Source organism: Shewanella electrodiphila, assembly GCF_023283985.1.
Lineage (GTDB): Bacteria > Pseudomonadota > Gammaproteobacteria > Enterobacterales > Shewanellaceae > Shewanella > Shewanella electrodiphila.
Genome location: NZ_JAKIKU010000044.1, coordinates 1 through 841 on the forward strand (window position 1 = coordinate 1; position 841 = coordinate 841).

Below are 841 nucleotides of genomic sequence, written 5' to 3' on the forward strand. Positions count from 1 at the left end.
GCCTGCATTAGGAAGATGGTTGTGATCTTAAATTCGATGCTAAGAGACGGTGTTTTGTGGGAAGCGCCAAAAGCTTAAAATTAACTATTGACGCCATAGTCTCTTGTTAGGGCTACGGTATACCATGCACCCTTAACTCGTAGTTTTTATTACTTATTTTGTACTTTACTATAGAATCAAAAGCAACGGGTTTACTTAGAATTAATTGCCCGTTGTTACCGTATACTTTTAAGTTGGGTGTTTCATCAACAATAAAATAATACAATTTATCTCTAGTAATACCACAATCTGCAACGCCATTTTTATGGGGTATTTCAATTTTTGAACCATTAGAATTAATTAGGTTTGCGTTTGACCCGTAACTTAATGTGTTACCACCGCAATCAAGTATTTGGTTGTTTACCTTGGAGAGATAAAAACTGCCTAAAAGGTTTTCTAAGGTATATATTGTCTTCTCAGTCGTAACCGTTAAAGTGGATTGACAATTATCGGTTTCAGAGACGCAAACCTTACTTTCACTAAATGAAACTATGATCTCTTCATCGGCGCAAGCAGAAGAGCAATATAAGAATATTATTGCTAGAAGTGAACGCATAGTTTTAGTAGCCCTAACGCCCTAATAATGGGCAAAAAATTGTTGGCTAAAATGTTGAGAAACGAAAACAGCCAACTGTTTTTTGTCCTTATTAATTAGCTTGTATGGATAATAAACCCACCTAATTTACAAATGCTTCCCTGTTTCGGGTAATGTGAGACCCAGGCTTTAGCTGCAACTAAAGCTTTCCTTGTCGTAGTTCGATTGAGCGATGGCTCCTCTATTGAGAGACCGATAACAAGAAAG

General features: G+C 36.7%; 1 protein-coding gene. It reads right to left on the reverse strand.

Translation table 11 applies throughout. From position 1 onward, the window contains the following. Window positions 1-112 precede the first annotated feature (112 nt). On the reverse strand, window positions 113-595 hold the full coding sequence (locus L2737_RS22200) for a hypothetical protein (RefSeq protein WP_248957135.1): 483 nt from the start codon (window positions 593-595) through the stop codon (window positions 113-115). Between the last annotated feature and the right edge of the window lie 246 nt (window positions 596-841).